This is a genomic window from Hyphomicrobium nitrativorans NL23, from assembly GCF_000503895.1.
Taxonomy (GTDB): Bacteria; Pseudomonadota; Alphaproteobacteria; order Rhizobiales; family Hyphomicrobiaceae; genus Hyphomicrobium_C; species Hyphomicrobium_C nitrativorans.
In genome coordinates, this window is sequence record NC_022997.1 from 2,451,783 (window position 1) to 2,467,487 (window position 15,705).

Annotated in this window: 11 protein-coding genes; 7 read left to right on the forward strand and 4 right to left on the reverse strand. The window is 65.2% G+C overall.

Annotated elements, in window-relative coordinates:
• Positions 1-53 precede the first annotated feature (53 nt).
• The 5 genes from W911_RS11445 (at position 54) to W911_RS11465 (ending at position 7,785) form a co-directional block, all read left to right on the forward strand.
• A complete protein-coding gene (locus W911_RS11445) occupies positions 54-2,303 on the forward strand; it encodes a TonB-dependent receptor plug domain-containing protein (RefSeq protein ID WP_023787702.1) in 2,250 nt (749 codons plus the stop codon).
• A 70-nt stretch (positions 2,304-2,373) separates the two neighbouring features.
• Entirely contained in the window at positions 2,374-2,580 is a 207-nt protein-coding gene (locus W911_RS11450) for a TOBE domain-containing protein (protein ID WP_023787703.1), read from the forward strand.
• A 24-nt stretch (positions 2,581-2,604) separates the two neighbouring features.
• Positions 2,605-3,159, forward strand: a complete 555-nt coding sequence (locus W911_RS11455; protein ID WP_023787704.1) for a hypothetical protein — start codon at positions 2,605-2,607, stop codon at positions 3,157-3,159.
• Positions 3,160-3,403: 244 nt separating this feature from the next.
• The gene (locus W911_RS11460) at positions 3,404-6,592 is read left to right on the forward strand and encodes an efflux RND transporter permease subunit (protein WP_023787705.1); all 3,189 of its coding nucleotides are present in this window, start codon (positions 3,404-3,406) and stop codon (positions 6,590-6,592) included.
• Between the two features lie 11 nt (positions 6,593-6,603).
• A complete protein-coding gene (locus tag W911_RS11465; RefSeq protein WP_023787706.1) occupies positions 6,604-7,785 on the forward strand; it encodes an efflux RND transporter periplasmic adaptor subunit in 1,182 nt (393 codons plus the stop codon).
• Between the two features lie 195 nt (positions 7,786-7,980).
• Here the strand turns inward: W911_RS11465 and W911_RS11470 are convergent, their stop codons facing one another.
• From W911_RS11470 to W911_RS11480, 3 genes are read right to left on the reverse strand one after another with little or no spacing between them, the layout of a single operon-like run.
• Entirely contained in the window at positions 7,981-9,072 is a 1,092-nt protein-coding gene (locus W911_RS11470) for a lipocalin-like domain-containing protein (protein WP_041316497.1), read from the reverse strand.
• Positions 9,062-11,527 carry an ABC transporter permease gene (locus W911_RS11475; RefSeq protein WP_023787708.1) on the reverse strand — a complete coding sequence of 822 codons (2,466 nt, stop codon included), beginning with the start codon at positions 11,525-11,527 and terminating at the stop codon, positions 9,062-9,064. Before W911_RS11475 ends, W911_RS11470 begins: the two co-directional genes overlap by 11 nt.
• Before the next feature lie 13 nt (positions 11,528-11,540).
• Complete coding sequence (locus W911_RS11480; protein WP_341872095.1) at positions 11,541-12,182, reverse strand: ABC transporter ATP-binding protein; 642 nt, start codon at positions 12,180-12,182, stop codon at positions 11,541-11,543.
• A 171-nt stretch (positions 12,183-12,353) separates the two neighbouring features.
• Between W911_RS11480 and arsC the strand changes: the two genes are divergently transcribed.
• Positions 12,354-12,770 (forward strand): arsenate reductase (glutaredoxin), encoded by a 417-nt coding sequence (gene arsC, locus W911_RS11485; protein WP_023787710.1) that lies wholly within the window; start codon positions 12,354-12,356, stop codon positions 12,768-12,770.
• Between the two features lie 103 nt (positions 12,771-12,873).
• Positions 12,874-14,367: a tetratricopeptide repeat protein gene (locus W911_RS17840; RefSeq protein ID WP_023787711.1), complete on the forward strand. Its 1,494-nt coding sequence runs from the start codon at positions 12,874-12,876 to the stop codon at positions 14,365-14,367.
• A 291-nt stretch (positions 14,368-14,658) separates the two neighbouring features.
• Here W911_RS17840 and W911_RS11495 read toward each other — a convergent pair whose 3' ends face one another.
• The gene (locus tag W911_RS11495; RefSeq protein ID WP_023787712.1) at positions 14,659-15,702 is read right to left on the reverse strand and encodes a caspase family protein; all 1,044 of its coding nucleotides are present in this window, start codon (positions 15,700-15,702) and stop codon (positions 14,659-14,661) included.
• Positions 15,703-15,705 lie beyond the last annotated feature (3 nt).

Genomic DNA, 15,705 nt, shown 5'->3' on the forward strand with positions numbered 1-15,705 from the left:
TAACATTAAGGGGACTGAGGCCCCAAAAGGGCCGCATTCATTAGGGGGGACAAATGTCCAAAAAAATGCTCGCGGCCATGGCCGCGGCCGGTCTTTGTGCGGGCATCGCATCGCCGGCACTCGCTCAGAACGCTGCCGCCACCACAGCAGGCGGCGACGTCACCGCCGACGAGGCGACGCCACTGCCGCCCATCGTCGTTCAATCGCCCTCGGAGCCCATCCGCCGCAAAAGCCGCGCGACGCGCCAGACGTCATCCCCGGCCCCCGGTGTGGTGATCGACGACGGCGCATCCTTCGAAGGAGACGGCGGCTCTGGCCGCGGGAGCGTCGGCGCCTTCACGCTCGGCCAGATCGATATGGTCGGTGGATCGACCATCACCAACGAGGCCATGTGGACCTATAATAAGCAGTCGCTCGACGAAGCCGTGAGCATCGCCCCCGGCGTCTCCGCCCACACCACGGGCGGGCGGCGCAACGAGCGCGACATCTACGTGCGCGGCTTCGACCGCATTCGCGTGCCACTCTCCATCGACGGGGTGCGCGTCTATCTTCCGGCCGACAACCGCCTCGACATGAACCGCTTCCTGACGCCGGATCTCGCCGAGATCCAGATTCAGAAGGGCTATGTCTCGGTGCTCAACGGGCCCGGCGGCATGGGCGGCGCCATCAACATGGTCAGCCGCAAACCCACCAAGGCCTTCGAAGCGGAAGGCCGCGCCGGCATCGTGACCACGGGCGATATCAACGATCTGAACCAGTGGAGCAGCTACGCCTACGCAGGTACGCGCCAGAAAGGCTATTACGCGCAGATCAGCGGCACCATCGTCGATCAGGATCATTTCAACGTGTCGGACGATTTCCGTCCGCGCCAGTCCACGCCGTTCGACGCGCGCTTCCCCTACGAGAATGGCGGCATCCGTGAGAACTCGGATTTCCGCGACTGGCGCATCAACGCCAAGATCGGCATCACGCCGAACGCGACGGACGAGTACAGCATCAACTACACGACCCAGAGCGGCCGCAAGAACGCCCCGCTCCATGTCGCCAAAGAGCAACTTCAAACGCAGCGCTACTGGCAGTGGCCGTGGTGGGACATCCAGAGCCTGTCGTGGCTCTCGAAGACCCAGCTTGGCAGCGCGTCCTATGTGAAAACCAACGTCTATTACAACACGTTCGAGAACCGCCTGAGTTCTTTCGACGACGCGACCTTCTCGTCGCAGCGCATGTTCAACCCCACGTTCAACAGCGACTATGACGACTTCGCTTACGGCGGCTTCGTCGAGATGGGCACCGAGCTCATTCCAATGAACACACTCAAGGGCGCGATCCACTACCGTCGCGACGATCACAGTGAGCGTAATATCCAGGCTCCCGACAACCCGGCGACGTTCACGGAGCCGTGGCACGGCAACGTGGAAGACACTTGGTCGTTCGCCATCGAGAACACGTTCCACGCCGCCCGCAACCTCGATATCATCGCGGGCCTGAGCTACGATTATCTCGACGTGAAAGAAGCCAACGATTTCCGCAACGGCGCTTTCCTCAATCGCCAGACGACGACAGTCGACGCCTGGAACTATCAAGGCGGCGCGATCTACCGCTTCTCGGATACGGGCAGCGCCCACGCAACCGTCTCCAGCCGCACGCGCTTCGCAACCGTATTCGAGCGCTATAGCGAGCGTTTCGGATACGCCGTTCCGAACCCGGACCTCGCACCGGAACGTTCGACCAACTACGAGATCGGCGCGACCGAAACGTTCTTCGGTCAGGCGCGCGTGTCAGGCGCCGTCTTCTACTCCGACCTCGAAGACTCGATCCAATCGGCCTACATCATCCGTCCCTCCGACGGAGCCATCCTCTCCCAGAACCAGAACGTGACCGGCGAGCATTACGGTTTCGAGGTTTCGGTCGACTGGGACATCGCACCGGGCCTGCGCGTCGGCGGCAACTACACTTACCTGAACCGCAGCTACGATTACATCACACCCGGCACGAAGCCCGAGGGAACGCCGGACCACGAGGCCTTCCTTTACCTGTCCTGGGATGTCCTCCCCAACCTCACGCTGACGCCGAGCCTTGCGCTCGCCAGCGACCGCTACAGCATCGTCTCAAGCGGACGCACGCGTACCTTCATCGAGACGGGCAGCTATGCGCTCGCAAACGTGCAGGCCGAATATCGGTTCAACGACAACGCATCGGCCGCGATCGGCGTCACGAACCTGTTCGACGAGGACTATGAGCTCGTGGAAGGCTTCCCAGAGGCCGGACGCCAATTCTTCGCCAACGCGCGCGTGAAGTTCTGACGTCGCTCTTTCAAATTCGCCTGGCGTTATATATGTAAGAATATAGAACGCCAGGCGGAAGGAACCCTCCATGAAACTCAGCGCACGCAACGTCCTTCAGGGAAAAATCGTGGAGATCGTGAAGGGCGCCACCACGGCCCATGTCAAGATCGACGTCGGCGGCACGACCATCACGGCCTCGATCACCAACGAGGCGGTCGACGACCTGAAGCTCGAAAACGGCATGACGGCATCCGCCGTCATCAAGGCGTCCGACGTTATGATCGGCGTCGCCTGATAAAAGAAATCATGGAGTGACCGCATGTCCCGATTTCGTCTTCTGCTCGCAGGCGCAGTGGTCGTCGGCGCGCTCGCTCCGGCCGGTTATGCGCACGAGCAGGGCCACGGCGGTGCTCAGAAAAAGGAAAGCACCTGCACCGAATTCATCTGGCCGCTCGAAACCGAGCGCGCATGGTTCCGCGCGAACGACGCCCTTCCGCTGAAATCGGGCGACACGTTCGCAACGCCTCCGACCGACAAAGCCATCCGCGTGCAGTTGCGCCCCTCCGCAAGTGTCGAGCTGCCCGCTCCACCCACCAGCACCCCGAAGCCGGACGACGCCAAGCGCTTCGCGGGTGTCATCCATTTCAAAGACATCAAGGAAGGCCATTACCAGGTCGCGATCTCGACGAGCGGCTGGATCGATGTCGTGCAAGGCGGCAAAGCTCTCGAAGCGACCGCCCACACCGGCTCGCCCCACTGCGACGAGTTGCGCAAAAGCGTGCGCTTCGAGATCGCGGCCGGCCCGTTTTCCGTGCAAGTCTATGGTGTGCCCACCGACACGATCCGTTTCGCAGTCAGGCCCGCAGCCGACTGATCGATAATCCGCCAAATTGGCGGCATTCCCGATTGAACCAGAACCCTTGAAGCGTGTTTTCGCATCACCTTAGGGTGATGTCCTGAGCGCGACCGCGCGGACGCTCGCCTGTCACCGAAATTCGGTATATCCCTGATTATTCACTGGAGACGCCGTCGTGGTCCCAGCTCTCAAGCCTGCAACGATGCGGGCTTCGCCCTTGGCTCGCAGCGGCGCGAGCCTCGAAATAAGGATCCGACCGGGCATGTGGATCGTCCGCTACGCCATCGCACACCGCCACACCGTCGGTGTCATGGCCATTCTGCTGTTCCTGTTCGGCGGCCTTTCAATGCGCGGCATGTCGACGGACATCCTGCCCCCCGTCAACATTCCGGCCATCAACCTCATCTGGACCTACCAGGGACTCAACGCGCCCGAGATGGCGAGCAAGGTGACCTCGTTCAGCGAGCTCGCCATCATGAACAACGTCGACAACATCCGCGAACTGCGCTCGGAGACGTTGAACGGCGTGGCTATCGTACGCGTCGCGTTCCAGCCCGGCACCAACGTTACCAATGCCTTCGCGCAGGTCACATCCGTCAGCCAGACCATCCTGCGCCGCATGCCGCCCGGCACCATGCCGCCGTTGATCATTCCCTATGTGCCATCGTCCGTTCCGGTGCTGCAGCTCGTGCTCGCCTCCGACACGCTGAACGACGGCGCGCTGTTCGACTACGCACGCCTTCAGCTTCGTGCGCAGATCCAGTCCATCCGCGGCCTGCGCCTCTCTTTGCCGTACGGCGGCGCACCGCGTCAGGTCATGATCGACCTCGACCCCGACAAGCTGCAAGCCTACGGCCTTTCCGCTAGCGACATCGCAGCCGCCGTCGCCACTCAGAACCTCACGCTGCCGTCGGGCGCACTCCGCACCGGCGCACGGGAAATTCTCATCACCACCAACGCTAGCCCCGAGACAATCGAGACCTTCGCCGACCTGCCGCTGCGGTCGGTCGAAGGCCGCAGCATCAAGGTCTCCGATGTCGCAAGCGTCCGCGACGGCCAGGCCGTGCAGACAAATATCGCCCGCCTCGACGGGCAGAACGCGGTGCTCGTCTCGATCCTGAAACTCGGCAACGCGTCGACCGTCGACATCATCCGCGAAATTCACCGCCGAATGCCGGAGCTGCGCGCGGCGGCGCCGGAGGGCGTCACCATCGCGCCCATCTTCGATCAGTCGGTGTTCGTCGAGAACGCGCTCAACTCCGTCATCGGCAAGGCGGTGATCGTGGCGCTTCTGGTCGCGTTCGTCGTCCTCGTCTTCGTGGGAAGCTGGCGCTCGTCGTTCATCGTGCTGACCTCCATTCCGCTCGCGCTCCTCGCCTCCGTCACAGGCCTCGCGTTTGCGGGCGAGACCTTCAACATCATGACGTTGAGCGGGCTTATGCTCGCCATCGGAATCCTGGTCGACAACGCGCTGGTCGAGATCGAGAACATCAACCGCAATCTCGAAAGCGGCGTGCCGCTGCGTGAAGCGGTCTTGAAAAGCGCGAGCGAAGTCGCCTTCCCCGAGTTCGTCTCGACGACGGCGATCTGCATCGTCTTCTCGCCGCTGTTCCTGCTCACGGGCACGGCCGCCTTCGTCTTCAAGCCGCTCGCGCTCGCCGTCATCTTCGCCTTGATTGCGTCCTACCTGCTCTCCCGCACGCTCGTCCCGTCGCTCGCGATGATGCTTCTGAAGCCGCACAGCGGTGCGCCGGGAGAGCACACCGGGCCTCGCTGGCATGCGGCTCTCGAACGCGCCATCACGCGCCTTGCGGAGCGCATGGGTGCGTCGGTTGACGCCCTCACCCGCCGCAAGGCCGTGCCGTTCGTGGCCCTCGCTGCCGTCGTGGCCGTCGGCGGATGGACAGCAACGCGATTGGGAAGCGAGTTCTTCCCCGAGACCGACGCGGGCATGATCCGCCTCTACGTGCGCGCCGATCCGGGCCTGCGCGTCGAGGAAACGGCACGCAAGTTCGCAGATGTCCAGCGCGCCATTCGCGAGGTCGTCCCCGCGCACGAAATCGGCTTCATTGCCGAAAACATCGGGCCGCCCGAACCGATCAATCTCGGCTGGATCGAGAGCGGTGTGATCGGCTCGTTCGACGGCGAGATCCTGATCCAGCTTGGCCGGGAGCGAACATCGACCGCCGCCCACGCATCTGCCATCCGTGCCATGCTGCGCGAGCGCTTCCCGCAGCTCACGGTTTATTTCCGGCCCGCCGACGCGACCGCGCAGACGCTGGCGGGCTCCGCACAAACCGCCATCGAAGTCCGCTTCATCGGACGCGACCGGCTGGGCAATGCCGAAGCCGCGCGCGAGTTGCAGGAACGCATACGCACCGTTCCGGGCGCCGTGGACGTTGCGCTCCGTCAGGTCTCCAACCTGCCGAGCTATTACATCGAGATCGACCGCGTCCGCGCCCTGCAAATCGGCATCACGCCACAGGACGCCTCGACGGCCATCCTCTCGACGCTCGGCACGGCGGGCACGGTGACGCCAAGCTTCTGGAGCGACCCGGTGCAAGGCGCGGCCTACACGGTGCAGATCGTGGCGCCGCCGTCCCATCTCGTCGACATCGAGCAGCTCATGAACACGCCCGTGCGCTCTGCCGCGAGCGGACGCACGGTGCCGCTGCGCACGGTCGCGAGCCTCCAGGTGCGCCACGTGCCCGCCAATATCGACCGCACCACGCTCATGCCGACGCTCACCGTGCTCGCCAACGTCGAGGGCCGCGATCTCGGCGGCGTCTATGGCGACGTGGCCGCCGTCATCGCAGACATCCAACCACGCTTGAAACCCGGCAACCGCATCGAGGTCGCAGGCCAAGCCCGCTCGATGACGCAAGCCTACGCCGAGATGGCGGGTGGGCTCGTGCTTGCGGCGGTGCTCGTCTATCTGGTGATGGTCGTCAATTTCCAATCCTGGCTGCTACCCTTCATCGCCATGAGCGGCCTTCCCGTGGCCATCACCGGCGCCCTCATCGCCCTCCACGTCACGGGCACGCCGCTTTCGGTTCCCGCTCTCACCGGCCTCATCATGGTGATTGGCGTCTCGACGGCGAACTCGGTGCTCGTCACGAGCTTCGCCCGCGATAACCTGGCCAACGGCATGACGCCGCTCGCCTCCGCCATCGATGCCACCAAGACGCGCCTTCGCCCCGTCATGATGACCGCCATCGCCATGATCGCGGGCGTGCTGCCCATGGCGCTCGGCGCGGGCGAAGGCGGCGAGCAGAACGCGCCGCTCGGCCGCGCCGTCATCGGCGGTCTGTTGCTCGGCACCTGTGCGACGCTGTCGTTCGTGCCGTTCCTGTTTGCGTTGCTCGCGCGCGCACGCCCCAAAAGAGACATCGACGACATCGAGACCGCAAACCCCAAAGGGCGCGGCCATGAGCTGGCCACGAGCGGATGAGAGAAAAAGCCATGACGCTGTCCCGCCTTGCCCTTGTCACCTCCTCCGGACTGCTGTCCATCGCGGCCGTCTCCGGCGTCTTCCTCCTCGCGAGTTGCAAGCTGGCCTACACGGAAACCGCCGCGCAGCCGCCCGCTGCCCTCGCGAAAGCCGCAAACCCCGCACCGAGCGTCCGTGTCGTCAACCCGGAGATCCTGCGCGAAGCAGGGAGCATCACGCTGACCGGCCGCACCGCCCCCGCGGAGCAAGCCGTCGTCGGCGCCCGCGCGAGCGGCATCGTCCAGAAACGCAACGTCGACATCGGCGACAGGGTGGCCGAAGGCGACGTCCTGCTCGTCATCGACGCGCCGGAAGTGACGCAGGAGCTTGCCCGCGCCCGCGCAGCCATCCGGCAGGCCCGCGCGCGCCTGGATTTCGCACGCGTCAACGCACGCCGCGCGGAAACGCTCGTCACCCAGGGACACCTCTCGGAACAGACCCGCGACGAACGCATCGCGACCGAGCGCGTCTCGGAAGCCGATCTCTCAGCCGCCGAAGCCGAGGTGCGCCGCCTGGAAGAGATCCAGGGATTCCTCACGCTTCGCGCGCCGTTCGCCGGAACCGTCGTTGCCCGCGCTGTGGAGCGGGGCGACCGCATCACCACGAGCGATGCCCAGGCGAGCGGCCCGCTGTTCCGCATCGCGCGCCTCGACGAGTTGCGCGTCGAAATCGACATCCCGCAGACCGCAGCCCTCAAGGTTCGGCCGGGCGGGGCGGCGCGCGTCACCTTCGCAGAGCTGCCCGGCGAAACGTTCGAAGCCAAGGTCGTGCGCAGCGCGGGCCTGATCGACCAGGCCTCCTCGACCATGCGCGCCGAGCTCATGATGGCCAACCCCGAGAAACGCATCCCGGCCGGACTCACGGGCCTCGTCAGCCTCGACGTCGCGCGCGACCGGATGCCCGTCAGCGTGCCGACCAACACACTCGTCACGCGCGATGGCCGCCAGAAAGTCGCCGTCGTGAACGACGAGGGCACGGTGGCATTTCGTCCGGTCTCAGTCGGTCGCGATTTCGGCGAACGCGTCGAGATCGTCGCCGGGCTCACGGAACAGGATCGCGTGATCCTGAGCCCGAACGCCCTTCTGCGCGAGGGCGACGAGGTGGAGGTGACGACCGCCACCGCCCAGCGCGCGACGGGGCAGAAAACGCGCTGACACCCCTTCCCCCCTGTCATCCCGGCCGCAGCGAAGCGGAGCGCCGGGACCCAGCGCAAAACTCGTCGAAGACGCAACATTTCGCGACAGAAGCTTCCCCTGGGTCCCGGCTCTGCGTTCCCCCCGGCTCAGGGCCGGGGTCCACTTGGCCGGGACGACACATGGGAGCGGCGCATCTCGCGTCGAGACACACGCTCAATATCCCGTCATCTCAAGATACCCTTCACCATCATGCGTGCCCGTAAAGCGCACCGGGCCCTCCCAATAGGCGAAGCTCGTTGCCATCCAGCTTTCCGGATTGAGCGGCGTCGTCGCGATACGCAATCCGCGGCTCTCGATCTCGACGGACCATTCCACCGGCACCTGCCGTCCCGCAACGTCATGCGTGCGAAGCGGCACGAGCACGATGTCGCCGCGGTCGAGCGGTGTCGCGTGTCCGCCGGCTGCGATCCACGTTCCCGCATAGAACGGCGCGTCGGTGTCGCTGCGAAGCTGGAACAGCATCAGCTTCTCGCCATCCGGCAAGTGCAGGGAGAACCAGTCCCATCCCTTCTGCCCTGGCGCGAGCGGCTGGCTGCTCCATTCGCGATCCATCCAGGCGCGGCCCGTAACGTCGATCTCGCGCCCATCGAGCGTCACGCGTCCGCTCACGTCGAAGAAAGGTTGGCTGTAATAGTAGGACGCTTGCCCATGATCGGATTTGACGCTGTATCCGTTGTCGCCTTGGAGCACCATCGGACGCACGCTCTTCAGCGTCAGCGCGTAGGAGAAGTCCGCGCCCGTTGCGGAGAGCGTGGCCGACGCGAGACCGTCACCGGCCGTACTGTCGCTCGCAAACGTCCAATCGTCGATCCAAGCCGCAAACGGTTGCGCGCTCACGCCGGCCTGTCCGATACCACCGCGCGCAACGGCCTCGGAAAAGCGGTGCGTCTCGCGGCTCGTCAATCCGGCGTGGCCCATCCACACCTGCTGGCTGGCCCAGCCCTCGCGTTGCGGTCCCGGCTCCAGCGCCTGGCGAAACAGCGTCCATTGCACGCCGTAATCCTCGCCCGCCGCATCCTTGAGGTTCGCCGTCACGTACCACCACTCGATGCGATAATCGGGATGCGCGCCGAGGTCGGCGGGAAAGAAGAATGTGCGCCCCGGCGTAACCTCGGCAAAGCCCGTGGCCTCTTCGCCGAGCCCGGCGAAGCCGCCGCCGCCCGCGGCCCAGACGCCGCCACCTGCGAGGGCGCCCAGACAACACACCACAACGCGCCATATCACAGTTTTCGATCTAACGCTCATTGGCGAACACCTTGAGAAGATCGGCGGGCGCGGTGCGTGAAAGGCGCAGCACCGGCAGCAATGCGGCCACGAATGCCGTGATCAGCGCGAGAACCAGCACGACGCCCCACTGCAGCGGAAATACGTGGAACGGCAGCCGCCAGCCGAACGCCTGCACGTTGACGATCGCCACGAGACACCATGCGAGCAGCAGCCCGAGAGGAACCGCGAGCACCGCCGTCATCGCCGCCAGCACCAGCACCTTGCCGACTTCGAGATCCACAAGCCGCCGCCGCGTGACACCGAGCGCCCACACCGGCGCAAGCTGCGCGATCCGCACATCCGCGAGCGTGAGCAAACTCGCAAAAAGCGCGATGCCCGAAACGATCAGCGTCAGCGTGTTGAGCGCGCTCGTCACCGCGAACGTACGCTCGAAGATGCGAAGCGACATCGACTTGAGCGCGGCCTGGTCCGAGACCTGCGCCAATCCTTCACCGAACGCTGCGCGCATGCGCTCGATGACGGATGCCGCAGCGTCCGGCGCGGTCCTGACGCTGTAATGCGTGCGCCGTGCATCCGGCCAATGCCGCACGAGATGATCGACGCCGATGCGAACCTGCCCTTTGGGATTGCCGTAGTCGGCAAAGATCCCGACGACGGGAACCTTCCAAAGCCCTTCGTCCGTCGGGATCGCGATCTCGGTGCCCAGGCCGAACGACATCCGTTGGGCGAGTTGCTCGCTCACCAGCACGCCCGTTCCCTCGCTTACGCGGTCCCACGCTTTGGGCATTGCCGACAGCAGCGAGAAATGATCGCGGTACGTTGCATGATCGCGCAGCCCATAGATATCAACCGGCCATGCCCCGATCCGCGTTTCCGTCCGCCACACCGGCAGGACGGCCGTCACGGCTTTTTCGCGTTCGAGCCAATCCGCAATGCGCCGTCCCGCCGCCGCATCCGTGGCCGTGACGTAAATCTCCGAATTGAGCCGCTCGTCGAGCCAGCCGGTGAATGTCTTGCGGAACCCCTCCACCATCGTACCGACGCCGACGTTGGCCGAAAGCGCGAGCAGAAGCGCCATCAGCGCCAACGAAAGCCCCGAGAGTTGGCGGCGCGTATCCGCCCAGAACCAGCGCGCAAGCGCCCCCTGCGACGCGCCTTCCCCGAGGCGGAGAAGCGCCACGAGCCCAAGCGGAAGCAGCAGCGCCGCGCCGAGCAGAACGCCCGCAATCACCACGAAGCCCGCGACCAGCCCTTCGCCCAGGACAAACGCCATGAGCGCAATCGTGAGACAGAGCACCGCAACAACACCCTGACGCCGAAGCATCGCCTCGTGCGCCTCCCGCCACGCAAGCGGCCGCCCGAGCGCAACCACCGGCATCCGTGCAACCTTGACGAGGCTCGCCGCCGACGCGATCAGCGCGCCGCAAAGCGCCATGCCGAGCCCCGACACCCACCAGCGAGGTTCGAGCGCGAGCGTGCGTCCCACATCCGCGCCATAGATTCCGCGCAAGCTCAACGCCACGTCGGGAAGCAGAACGGCCGCGATCACGTAGCCGCAGATCATTCCGATCACGCCGGCAACAAGCGCGAGCAACAACACTTCAAAGATCGACACCACAACCAGCGTCGAGAGCGACACACCCGATGCCCGGAGCGTGCGCACCGTTCCAAGACGTTGTTCGAACGCGAGCCCGATCGAAGCGTGCACGATGAAAAGCCCAACAATGAACGCGAGCAGCCCGAACGCCGTGAGATTGAGGTGGAAGCTCTCCGTCAGCCGCGCGAGATCGCCCGTCTCCTCCGGCGCCTCGATGCGAAGCGCATCTCCGGCGACGGCCGCAAGCGCCGCCTCGTCCAGTGCGGCATCGGACGCGGCAATCAGCCGGGTCAGTTGCCCCGGCCGCCCGAGCACCGCCTGCGCTATCCCGATATCGACGACGACAAGACCGGGCGCCACCGTGTGCTGCCCCACCGCGGGCGGCAGCAGCGTCCCTTGATCCGTTTTGATCCGCGTGCCCGCCGCCGCGCCGAGATCGGCCAGCGTTTGCGGCGCGGCGAGCGTCTGCCCGGGCGCCCTAAGGAAGCCTTCGAGATCGCTCGCGTTTTCGAGCCCGGTCAACACCGCCCCGCCCGGCCGCGTGAGCGGTTCCATCCCAACCAGCCGATACGCCGCACCGCCGATCCGCACCGTGCCTTCCAGCACCGGGGAGACCTTGAACCCGGCGCGCCGCAGCGCGACGTACTGCTCTTGGCTGACGAACGCGCCCTGCGCGCTCACAAGTGCGGGCGCACCCGCTTCGCCGACGAGCCGCGCCGCACGGTCGTAGCTCTGCCGCGCCTGGCTGTTCAGCGCCTGTACGCCGCTCCACAGCGCGGTGGCAACCACAAGCCCCACCATCACCGTCGCGAAGTTCGCACGATGACGGCGCCAGTGACTCAGAAGCGCCGCGAAGGTCCAGAAAGCTTGGCTCACGATGAAACCTGTTTCACGTCGACACCAGAACGCCCGAGGCGAGCGCAACGCGCCGGTCGAGGCGCGCCGCTAGCCGCGTACTGTGCGTCGCCATCAGGAACCCGCACCCCGTACGCGCGACGAGGTCGAGCGCAAGATCCATCACGTCGTCGCCGGTCGCTTCATCGAGATTTCCCGTCGGCTCGTCCGCCAGCAACAGGCGCGGCCGAACGGCGAGTGCACGTCCGATGGCGACGCGCTGCTGTTGCCCGCCGGAGAGCTGCTCCGGATAGCGGGATCTGAGATCGCCGAGCCCTAGGCGCCCGATCAACTCGTCGTGCCATGCAGCGTCGAACCGCTCCGCGATGCGCGCCTGAAAAGCGATGTTGTCCTCAACCGTGAGGCTCGGCACGAGATTGAACTGCTGGAACACGATGCCGATCCGCGCACGCCGCAGCGCGGCCCGTTCCGCGTCGGGCCGCTTCGTCATCGCCGCGCCTTCGATGGCGATCTCGCCGTCATCGGCTTCGTCCAAGCCTCCGACGAGATGAAGCAGCGTGCTCTTGCCGCTGCCGGACTCGCCAAGCAGCGCAAGGCTTTCACCCGCTGCAAGCGAAAGATCGACGCCCTTCAACACCGAAATCTCGCCTTGCGGTGTCGCATAAGATTTCCGCACGCCACGAACGCTCAAGAGCGGATCGCCGGGACCCACTACCCTCGGGCCAGGCGCATGAACGCGATCGATGAGTGTCAACGCAAGCTCCTCTGCCGGGATGCTGCACATATGAAACTGACCGCCCCGCCATGCTATGAGCGGAACAGAGAACACGGGAGCGCCGTCCAGACCATGGCATCTGAAATCACGATCTACCACAACCCCGCCTGCGGAACCTCGCGCAACACACTTGCCATGATCCGCCAAAGCGGCGAAGAGCCGGAAATCGTCGAATATCTGACAAACCCGCCAAGCCGCGAGACCCTCGAAGAACTCATCCGCCTGATGGGCGTTCCGGTCCGCGCGATCCTGCGCCGCAAGGGAACACCCTACGACACCCTCGGCCTCGACGATCCGAAATGGAGCGACGACGATCTCGTCGCGTTCATGCTCGCCCACCCGATCCTGATCGAGCGGCCGATCGTTGTCACACCCCGCGGCGCCCGCCTCTGCCGCCCCTCGGAGACCGTCCTCGACATCCTGCCGAACCCGGACATCGGGACGTTCACCAAGGAGGACGGCGAGATCGTCGCCCGCGCGAAGGGATGAGAGCGGCAGCCCCGCCCTGCTCCGGCCTCCGCTCCCGCTTGCTTCGTGCACGCACTTTATGGAAAACTCGTCCAGGCTCGGACGATGACACGTGAGGGCGCGCTTGAAACGGAAAATTGCGGTCATTCTCGCAGCAGACATTGCCGGCTATAGCCGGCTGATCGCCGAGGACGAAGAAGAGACGCTGAGGCGCTTCGAAACCTATCGCACGGTCTTCGCGGAGTTCGTGGAGCGGGGCGGCGGGCGAATTTTCAACACGGCAGGCGACGCGATCCTGGCCGAATTCGAAAGCGCGGTCGAAGCGGTCCGTGCCGCTGTCGATGTTCAGGAGAGCCTCCGCGCGCGCAACCTCGCCTACCCGCCCAGCCGGCACATGAATTTCCGCATCGGGATCACCATCGGCGATGTCGTCGAGCGGGAAAACGGCGACCTTCTTGGCGATGGCGTCAATGTCGCCGCGCGCCTGGAATCGGTCGCGCCACCCGGCGGCGTCTGTATCTCGCGTTCCGTGCACGAAGCGGTCGCAAGCAAGATGGATCTCACGTTCGCCGACGCCGGCCCGCAAACCTTGAAGAACATTCCGGAGCGGATCCACGCCTACACGCTCGCCCTCGACGAGCCGCCGTCCGCCCATGGCCAAGGCGACGATGCGGACGGCGAGATAACGCCCGCAAGCTCCGCCCGCGCTCCAGCCGATCGCAATTCCCGTTTGGTCACGGCTGGTCTCGCCGTTCTCGGCCTCGCGGTCGTCGGAGCCTATGCCTACGAATATACGCCCCGCTCCGTCCTTGAGGGCGTCGGGCTCGTCGCGACCGAGCCCGAGGCAAACGAAGGTCCTTCACCGGCGACCACCCAAGTCGCGGCAGCAGAGGAACCCGAACCGGACACGCCCACAGAACCGGCCACTCCGTCCCCTGCGCCCGCCAGGACGGAAGAACAGGCCACTTCGATCGAGCGCAACGTGGAGGACGCCATCGCGACCCTCGACGGGAACGCTGGGCCGACGAGAACGCCGCCCACTCCGCTCGCCTCCCGCTATGTCCTGACCCGGCAGTGGAAGGACTGCCAGGAGAGCACCGACGCAGATGTGGCGCTCAACGCCTGCAAGGGGCTGATCGACACGGCAGGATTCACTCCCGACGATCAGGCCATCATCCATTACAAGTATGCCCGCGCGTTGCGCGACAAGGGAGAGCCGGCCCAGGCCATCGAGCACTATAGGCGCTCGATTGAGCTGAAACCGGCAGCCGACACCTATCAGCACCGCGCCATCGCGCACTACGATCAGGGCGACTATCTCGAAGCCGTCGCCGATTTCGACGAAGCGCTCAAGCTCAAGCCTCAATCCGCCGAAGCGCTCAACAACCGCGCCTGGACGTATTACAAAGCCGGCGACGCGGACCGCGCATTGGAGGACGCCAACCGTGCCATCCAGTTCGACGGCTCGAAAGCCTATATCTGGGACACGCGCGCCCATATCCTCGAAGAGCTCGGCAAAACGCCGGAAGCGATCCGCGACTATCGCAAGGCGCTCCAGCTCGATGCAGGCTACACCAGCAGCAGGGACGGTCTGCGCAGGCTCGGCGCGCCGCCATAGGCATCGGCGCGCGGCATCGGGCCAAGACGAGAGCCGAGACCAAAAAAGGCGCGCCGTTGCGGACGCGCCTTTTTCAATTTCATAGTCTTATCAGAACGCTCTAGAGCATGTTCATACCAGATGGACTCGCTTTTCCCCCTCCCCGTCATGGCGGAGCCATGCTCCGCATGGACGTGGGGAGGGGTTAGGGGTGGGGGGAAGCCTGGCAGTAGACGGTCTGCGCCCCCCCCCTCCTGACCTCCCCCGCAAGGGGGGAGGAATGGCGTCGCGTTCGTTTGAAATGAACAGACTCTAGAAGCCCATGCCCACACCGGCACCCAGGCCCGGCGGCGGGCCGCTGCGCCGCGCCTGTTTCGGCGGCCTCGTGCGGCTGGCGCTGCCCCTGTTCTTCCGCGGCGTCTGCGCCTTCTTGCTGCCTTGGCTCCTGCTTCCGGCGCCGTCGCCACGGTGCGTCGGCAAAAGCGGAGCCGCCATGCCCGGCGCCGACGGCATGAAATAATAGGCGTCCGTCAGCGCGCTCTCTTCCCACGGAACCTGACGGCCAGACGTATCGGCCACAACGTCGCGGCGCACTTTCACCATCATCTGGTGGACGTCCACGCCCGGCGTGCCGAGATGACGGAGCAGCGCCTTGGTGAACGGACTGTTGCGGCCGCCGCCGTCGTCGGAAACGTTATTCGGCTGCGTGGCGTACGCGCGGAAAATGCCCGACGCGCCGCTGGTCGGCGCCGCAGACACGTTAAGCTTCGTCATGCCCCGATGAAATGCGAGCGCCCGCACCTTCCGTGTCGCGCCGTCCTGCGCAACGATCTGCAATCCCAGTTCTTCCTGCGAGGGCGTGTTGCGGCAGGCATCCAGGAACACCATGCCGAGCTTGGCCTTCTGCAGCGGCTCGATCATCGTGGAGATGTTGACGAGGTGCGCATCCAGCGCCTCCCGGCTCTTCTCCTCGTTCTCGACCTGAATTTCACCCGGCATATCGACAGGAATGAGAAAGTTCTCGCCCGAAAGCGAAATGCCGTGGCCTGCGTAGAAGAATAGCCCCACGTCGCCGGGCTTGAGCTGCTCCGAAAACGTTTCGAACGCCTCGTGCATCTGGTCGCGCGTGAGATCCGTGCCCAGCATCACGTCGAACGAGAGGTGACGAAGCTTCTCGGCGATGTCGTTGGCGTCGTTGACCGGGTTGGTCAGTTCCGCGACGTTCTGGTAGCCGGAATTCCCGATGATGAGGGCGAGCCTTCGCTGCGGCGCGGCGTCGGCCGGCGCAATCATGGCCGCAACCGGCAACATCAAAGCCGCCGCAAGAAGGGAGAGGCATTGGGTGCTCAAACGCATGAG

Excerpts from the sequence above, each read along its gene's own strand:
- arsC (WP_023787710.1), top strand. The coding sequence starts at position 12,354 with ATGGCATCTGAAATCACGATCTACCACAACCCCGCCTGCGGAACCTCG.
- W911_RS11455 (WP_023787704.1), top strand. The coding sequence starts at position 2,605 with ATGTCCCGATTTCGTCTTCTGCTCGCAGGCGCAGTGGTCGTCGGCGCG.
- W911_RS11445 (WP_023787702.1), top strand. The coding sequence starts at position 54 with ATGTCCAAAAAAATGCTCGCGGCCATGGCCGCGGCCGGTCTTTGTGCG.
- W911_RS11460 (WP_023787705.1), top strand. The coding sequence starts at position 3,404 with ATGTGGATCGTCCGCTACGCCATCGCACACCGCCACACCGTCGGTGTC.
- W911_RS11470 (WP_041316497.1), bottom strand. The coding sequence starts at position 9,072 with ATGAGCGTTAGATCGAAAACTGTGATATGGCGCGTTGTGGTGTGTTGT.
- W911_RS11465 (WP_023787706.1), top strand. The coding sequence starts at position 6,604 with ATGACGCTGTCCCGCCTTGCCCTTGTCACCTCCTCCGGACTGCTGTCC.
- W911_RS11495 (WP_023787712.1), bottom strand. The coding sequence starts at position 15,702 with ATGCGTTTGAGCACCCAATGCCTCTCCCTTCTTGCGGCGGCTTTGATG.
- W911_RS11450 (WP_023787703.1), top strand. The coding sequence starts at position 2,374 with ATGAAACTCAGCGCACGCAACGTCCTTCAGGGAAAAATCGTGGAGATC.